This is a genomic window from Vibrio sp. Vb0937 (assembly GCF_033338855.1).
The window spans coordinates 1-6,368 of record NZ_JAWOTK010000051.1 but is presented as its reverse complement, the minus strand read 5'-3'; the positions used below and the strand labels follow the sequence as shown (position 1 = coordinate 6,368).

The window sequence follows — 6,368 nt, the reverse complement described above, 5'->3', positions numbered from 1 at the left end:
GGGGTCGCGGGTTCGAGTCCCGTCCACTCCGCCACTTATATTAAGCCTCAGTCGAAAGACTGAGGCTTTTTTCGTTTCTACTGCGGCGTTTCCCTGAAGTGTGTTTACACCTAATTAGACTACTCCCCATAATCCCTACTAAGCGAACTCTGCGTGATTACACACTAGGCTTTAATTAATATAGGCCGTTGATGCTGTGGAAAGACAATATGACCTACAAACAAACCTAAGTAATCTATGGTATTCAAAGGCGTTCAACGGCTTGAATCTTGATGAGAAAGAAAAAACGAACTGTGCGCATAATCCAGAAAAGCGTCATATATACCCCCAATCTCTCCTGGCTCAAAAATCAAACGACTTGAAAAGAATTGGAAGGTGAAAGATTGAAGGAGCTCTTCATTAGCGAGGTGATGATTTTCGACGCTGAACATTTGATGAGTCTCAGAAAAAATATATCGCCAAGGGGTAAGAAGCGCCAAAACAGAGAGGGGTAGCTTAGCTCGAGGCTGTAAGCTATGCGGAATACTCACAAACGTCAAAGCTCAAACCCATTAAGAGAGTCGCTCTAGATCTAAGTGGTTATGTGCTCACTAGCGGTACTAGAAAATAGTTAAGTATTCCAAATGGATTATATGAAAAAGCCAACTGCTAAAGCGGTTGGCTTAGTATAAAAATCTCGACGTACTTTAGAGCGAGAAATGATGTCTAAAGAATACGTTTTAAAACACCATCTGCCTTTAGGCGGGTAATTTTTCTGACCAGTCGCTGTACCCCTATAGGATAGTCTTCTACTTTCTCTAATTGCTTATAAGTACAGATAAGGTGAGTATGCTCAAGAATACGCGAAACTTCGTCTTCAAACTTCTCAGTGAGCTTCGCATAATTGTCTTGTATGAGTAGCCCATTTTCTAGGTCGAGTGACCAAGCACGTGGATTTAGGTTATTCCCAGTAAGTAGCATATAGCGTTTATCAACCCAAATACCCTTAAGGTGGAAGCTGTTATTGTCATGCTTCCATAGGTGAATTGACAATTTACGTGCTGCGATATTCGCTTCATTGGCTTTCGCAAAGCGACGCAAATTCACTTCGTAAAGATATGGAAGTCCGCCAATAGTTTTAAAGTCTTCCTCAGGTGCAATGTAAAAGTCGTTGGCGGTTTTATCACCCACAACAATAGTTACTTTCACACCACGCTTCATGGCTCGTTTCACTTCACGATGAAGTGCTTTAGGGAAGTTAAAGTAAGGCGTACAAATGAAAATTTCGTCTTGGGCTGCTGCCAATAACTTTACAATCTGTTGATTGAGCAGATTACGGCGTTTGCCTAGCCCAACTAACGGAGTGACTTTTACACTTTCTTCTGTTGCAGCTTGGTCTTCAAACTTATAGTTGGCTTGAGCAAGAGAAGCCCTCAGTTGGCGAATCGCCGACTTTATTTCTTTGGTTTCTGGCTTATCTTTTCCTGCAAGATCATTAACGGCAGGGTGAGCAATCATTTCTTCCTGAATGAATTGCACCATTGAATTCGCTAAAGGTTCATGTCGAATCACATGGTAACGATCAAATCGATAACGTTCATGATAATGGAGATAAACGTTATTTAAGCTCGCCCCACTGTAGATAACAGTATCATCGACAATGAAGCCTTTTAAATGCAGTACCCCAAAAACTTCTCTGCCACGCACTGGTATGCCATAGACAGGGATTGGGTGTTGGTACTTACTGGCATATGCTTTGTAAAGCGCTGAATTACCCTCAGATGTCTCCGCACCAATCAGGCCACGCTGCGCTCGATGCCAGTCGACACAGATATTGATGTCCAACCCAGGATTGCGCTGTTTCGCTTCATAAAGCGCAGTGAGAATTTCACGTCCAGCTTCATCATCTTCCAGATATAGAGCGACTAGGTAAATTCGCGACGTTGCTTTGCTGATCGCATCTAAAAGACGGGTTCTGAATGATTCTGCTGAATACAGAACATCAAAGTCTTCCGGATTGACAGCGAGACTTGGCAACTGTTCGAATGGATTCCTACTTACTATCATATCGGTATGAGTACCTTAGTTTAGTGCAATATTGCGAACCTGCCATTTTATCAAAGATATGATTTACCTGGCTACAAAAGCACGCGTTTTGATGTCGTTGAAGAGATGAATTGCATTGGAATGAGATCTTTACCGCTATCTACGTAACGTTGAAATGCCATTTTTAGCGGGTGTGGTAGCTCAGAGCAATCAATTGTTGTGAATCCATGCTTGGAATAATAGGATTCGAGATGTGTAAACGCGAAGCAATAATCGCCATCAGTGAAAACATTGTTTTTACAATGAGTTAGTAGTTTTTTTCCAATCCCTGTTCCCCTAACTTTCGGAATGACCAACATTCCTGTCAACAGACGAACTTTATCTACACTTTTTAAACGTAGTAACGCAATGATTTCACCCTTATGGCTTGCTGTAATGATCAATTCATCCTTTTTGGCTCGACCCGCAGGGTAATACGCTTTGTATAGTTTCTTAATGAGGGGGAGCTTGATGGGATTTAACACTTCTATGATTAATGAGTCTGGTATTGTCACTGCGGTTAAAAGATAACTAATGTAGAATGTCGACAGTTTAAGAGAATCTTATCTGGTGTTGCAAACCTACTATGCAAATTAAAACAAATGCGAGCCTAAAGGCTTACCATACTTTTGGAATTGAACAATCGTGTTCCTATTTAGCTATCGTTGAGTCGCTCGAAGATGTTATTGAGCTATTTCAAAACCCAAGATTCACCCATTTACCGAAACTTTTTTTAGGTAAAGGAAGTAATGTTCTTTTTACAGAACATTTTGAGGGATTAGTGATTGTTAATCGAATCATGGGTAAAGAAGTCACGGAAACGGATGAGCACTACCTATTACATATTGCCGGTGGTGAAGATTGGCCTGAATTAGTTTCCTGGTGTGTGAATCAGGGGATCGGTGGGATCGAGAACTTAGCTTTGATTCCAGGTTGTGCTGGCTCGGCTCCTATTCAGAACATTGGTGCGTATGGCCTAGAGCTAAAAGACATCTGTGATTATGTAGATGTTCTTGATCTAACTACGTTTGAAAACAAAAGAATGCACGCCCAAGACTGTGAGTTTGCCTATAGGGATTCCATATTTAAACATGCGTTGCACGGAAAGTGCTTTATCACCGCATTAGGGCTTAAGTTGGCGAAGCAATGGCAGCCGATTAACCAGTACGGTCCTTTACACAGTATCCCAGAAGAACAACTCAGCCCTGCTTCTATCTTCGAACGAGTATGCCAAGTGCGAAAGGCAAAACTGCCAGATCCAACCAAGATAGGTAACGCAGGTAGTTTCTTTAAAAACCCAGTGATCACGCAAGATCACTATGATCGACTTACAAAAAAATACCCTAACGTAGTGGCCTACCCAGCTTCTGGAGGAATGAAAATTGCTGCTGGTTGGCTTATCGATCAGTGTGGATTAAAAGGGAAGTCTGTACATGGTGCGCAGGTCAACCCTATGCAAGCTTTGGTTTTGACCAACATAGATAATTGTAGTGCTGATGACATTGTCGCGCTTGCTTCTTTAGTGAAGCAGACAGTATGGGACAAATACCAAATCATACTTGAGCATGAAGTACGCTTTCTCAATCGTACCGGGGAGACCAATTTGACTCAGATCGAGGCATCTAGATGAGAAAAGATCACTCTACGAAACTTCATATTTTAAAGTTATTAAGTGATGGAGAGTTTCATTCAGGAGAAGCGTTGGGCGACGATCTTAATGTTTCCAGAGCGGCAATCGCTAAGCACATTAAAGGTCTTAGTGAATGGGGTATTGATATTTATCGAGTGCAAGGGCGCGGTTACCAATTAGCTTCACCATTGCAGTTGTTAGACGAGACACTCCTTACCACTAGCTCGGAGTCACTTGTTGAACTTGTCCCTGTGATTGACTCAACGAACCAGTATTTGCTCGACAGAGTCGCGGATTCGGAAAAGGGCCGTGTTTGTATTGCTGAATATCAAGCGCAAGGTCGTGGTCGCCGCGGTAGACAATGGGTCTCACCGTTTGGCTCTAACTTATATCTCTCTATGTATTGGCGACTGGATGCGGGAATGGCTGCGGCAATGGGCTTGAGCTTGGTTATTGGGATTGCCGCAGTGGAAGCTCTGGAAGAAGTAGGCATGCAAGGTGTTAAACTCAAGTGGCCGAATGACTTGTATTATCAAGATAAAAAACTGGCCGGAATCTTGGTTGAAATGTCGGGTCAGGCCGGTGGGGCTGCTCATCTAGTGATTGGGATGGGCCTGAATATTGGAATGCCTGACGACCAGCCTGAGATTGACCAGCCATGGACCACGTTGAACCAAGTAAATCAGAGTCTCAAGATCGATAGAAATGTTCTAGCAATGACTCTTATTAAGCATTGGAATTCCGCACTTGTCGAATATGAAATGAAAGGACTTACTGGCTTTATCGGACGTTGGAATCGGTTAGACAATTTCCTTAATCGTCAGGTCAAACTGCTTATTGGGCCTAGAGAGGTACATGGCGTCGTTCGAGGCATCGATCATCAAGGTGGAATATTAATCGAAACCTCCCAAGGACTAGAGACTTATATTGGTGGTGAAATCTCGTTGCGTAAAAGTGACTAAGCTTCGATTACTTTCGCAACGAGACTTTATCAACCAAGTGGTTAACGCCTTTGTGTAGAATCAAGTGGGCTCTCTCACGAGTTGGAAGAATATTCAATTCTAAATTGAGCCCATTAATATCATGCCAAATTTGCTTTGCTTTTTTCTTTGCGTCATCGACAGAGAGTTGTGTGTAGTGGCTAAAATAAGAGCCTGGTTTCGTAAAGGCCCCTTGGCGAAACTTTAAAAAGCGTTCTACGTACCAATGTTCAATGGTCTCTGTTTCTGCGTCGACATAAATTGAAAAATCTAAAAAGTCAGATACAAAGACACGATGCGGGTCATGTGGATAGTCCATTCCACTTTGCAGAACGTTTAAACCTTCAATAATAAGAACATCCGGTCTATCCACTTTTCTTAGTTCATCAGTAATGTCATACGTGATGTGAGAGTAAATGGGTACTTCAAGATCGGGCTTTCCTGCCTTTACGTCAGACATGAACTCGACTAAACGCTTGATATCATAGGATTCAGGGAAGCCTTTACGATGCATGATACCGCGTTCTTCTAGTACTTTTTTCGGATATAGGAAGCCATCTGTTGTAACCAAGGAGACTTTGGGATGATTCTCCCAACGAGAAAGCAATGCCGTTAGAATACGAGCAGTCGTACTTTTGCCTACAGCAACACTGCCAGCGATACCAATTACGAAAGGGGGAGCATGTTCCTCTGTATTTAAGAATTGTTGTAATACGGAATTGCGGCTTTGACGAGCTTGGACATACAGATTCAAAAGACGAGACAAAGGAAGGTAGATCTCTACCGCTTCCTCCATGGTTAGGTTTTCATTAATGCCCTGAAGCGCAGTCAAGTCGTCTTCAGAAAGTGTCATCGGTACAGAGTTTCTTAACTCGGCCCAATTTGCACGGTCAAATGACAAAAATGGACTCATGGGTCTCTTTTATCCTTGGTTTAATAGAAGCAAGAACATACATCAAGCGAACTTCAAAGCAAACGACAAAGGTCGAAGTTTGCTTTAAAAAAGCTAAGTTTGTACGAATTTGCAGCAAACGAATCTAAAAAATCGAAATTTATGATTTTTTTTCAAATTACTATTGCAACCTAGAAAATCATTCAATAGAATGCGCACCACTTATGCCGACTTAGCTCAGTAGGTAGAGCAACTGACTTGTAATCAGTAGGTCACCAGTTCGATTCCGGTAGTCGGCACCATTCTTTCCTTTAGTAGTCTGAATGGCTTGAAAATTTGGAGGGGTTCCCGAGTGGCCAAAGGGAGCAGACTGTAAATCTGCCGGCACTGCCTTCGATGGTTCGAATCCGTCCCCCTCCACCATATTCTTTAGGAAATAGCTCTCAGAGTTACGTGTTGCGGGCATCGTATAATGGCTATTACCTCAGCCTTCCAAGCTGATGATGCGGGTTCGATTCCCGCTGCCCGCTCCACTCTAATTTGAGTGCTGATATAGCTCAGGTGGTAGAGCGCATCCTTGGTAAGGATGAGGTCGGCAGTTCGAGTCTGCCTATCAGCACCAGCTCTCAAGTTTATTTCCTTTTGATATTAGATTTACCAATTATCTTTTTTTGGTTGCGTGGTCAATTTGGGCCACCTAAATCCGTACCTAGAGGGACCACTCATGTCTAAAGAAAAATTTGAACGTACGAAACCGCACGTTAACGTTGGTACTATCGGCCACGTTGACCACGGTAAAACA

The 6,368-nt window shown here is 42.7% G+C and carries 5 protein-coding genes and 4 tRNA genes; 6 read left to right on the top strand and 3 right to left on the bottom strand.

The window, feature by feature from the left end:
- Positions 1-705: 705 nt before the first annotated feature.
- Entirely contained in the window at positions 706-2,046 is a 1,341-nt protein-coding gene (gene pssA, locus R7P67_RS22775; RefSeq protein ID WP_104975670.1) for a CDP-diacylglycerol--serine O-phosphatidyltransferase, read from the bottom strand.
- A 71-nt stretch (positions 2,047-2,117) separates the two neighbouring features.
- Positions 2,118-2,549: a GNAT family N-acetyltransferase gene (locus R7P67_RS22770; RefSeq protein WP_017821963.1), complete on the bottom strand. Its 432-nt coding sequence runs from the start codon at positions 2,547-2,549 to the stop codon at positions 2,118-2,120.
- Positions 2,550-2,650: 101 nt separating this feature from the next.
- On the opposite strand from R7P67_RS22770, the gene murB reads away from it, so the two are divergent.
- Both murB and birA read left to right on the top strand, forming a co-directional pair.
- Positions 2,651-3,694: a UDP-N-acetylmuramate dehydrogenase gene (gene murB, locus R7P67_RS22765; RefSeq protein WP_262654321.1), complete on the top strand. Its 1,044-nt coding sequence runs from the start codon at positions 2,651-2,653 to the stop codon at positions 3,692-3,694.
- Positions 3,691-4,656: a bifunctional biotin--[acetyl-CoA-carboxylase] ligase/biotin operon repressor BirA gene (gene birA, locus R7P67_RS22760; RefSeq protein WP_053306557.1), complete on the top strand. Its 966-nt coding sequence runs from the start codon at positions 3,691-3,693 to the stop codon at positions 4,654-4,656. Before murB ends, birA begins: the two co-directional genes overlap by 4 nt.
- Before the next feature lie 7 nt (positions 4,657-4,663).
- Here the strand turns inward: birA and coaA are convergent, their stop codons facing one another.
- Positions 4,664-5,587, bottom strand: a complete 924-nt coding sequence (coaA, locus tag R7P67_RS22755; RefSeq protein ID WP_005388683.1) for a type I pantothenate kinase — start codon at positions 5,585-5,587, stop codon at positions 4,664-4,666.
- Positions 5,588-5,792: 205 nt separating this feature from the next.
- Between coaA and R7P67_RS22750 the strand changes: the two genes are divergently transcribed.
- The 4 genes from R7P67_RS22750 to R7P67_RS22735 all read left to right on the top strand — a co-directional run bounded on the left by R7P67_RS22750 (position 5,793) and on the right by R7P67_RS22735 (position 6,188).
- A tRNA-Thr gene (locus tag R7P67_RS22750) sits at positions 5,793-5,868 on the top strand.
- A gap of 36 nt (positions 5,869-5,904) precedes the next feature.
- Positions 5,905-5,989 (top strand) — tRNA-Tyr (locus R7P67_RS22745).
- Positions 5,990-6,024: 35 nt separating this feature from the next.
- Positions 6,025-6,099: transfer RNA gene (locus tag R7P67_RS22740), tRNA-Gly, on the top strand.
- A gap of 13 nt (positions 6,100-6,112) precedes the next feature.
- A tRNA-Thr gene (locus R7P67_RS22735) sits at positions 6,113-6,188 on the top strand.
- Positions 6,189-6,368 lie beyond the last annotated feature (180 nt).

Excerpts from the sequence above, each read along its gene's own strand:
- coaA (WP_005388683.1), bottom strand. The coding sequence starts at position 5,587 with ATGAGTCCATTTTTGTCATTTGACCGTGCAAATTGGGCCGAGTTAAGA.
- pssA (WP_104975670.1), bottom strand. The coding sequence starts at position 2,046 with ATGATAGTAAGTAGGAATCCATTCGAACAGTTGCCAAGTCTCGCTGTC.
- birA (WP_053306557.1), top strand. The coding sequence starts at position 3,691 with ATGAGAAAAGATCACTCTACGAAACTTCATATTTTAAAGTTATTAAGT.
- murB (WP_262654321.1), top strand. The coding sequence starts at position 2,651 with ATGCAAATTAAAACAAATGCGAGCCTAAAGGCTTACCATACTTTTGGA.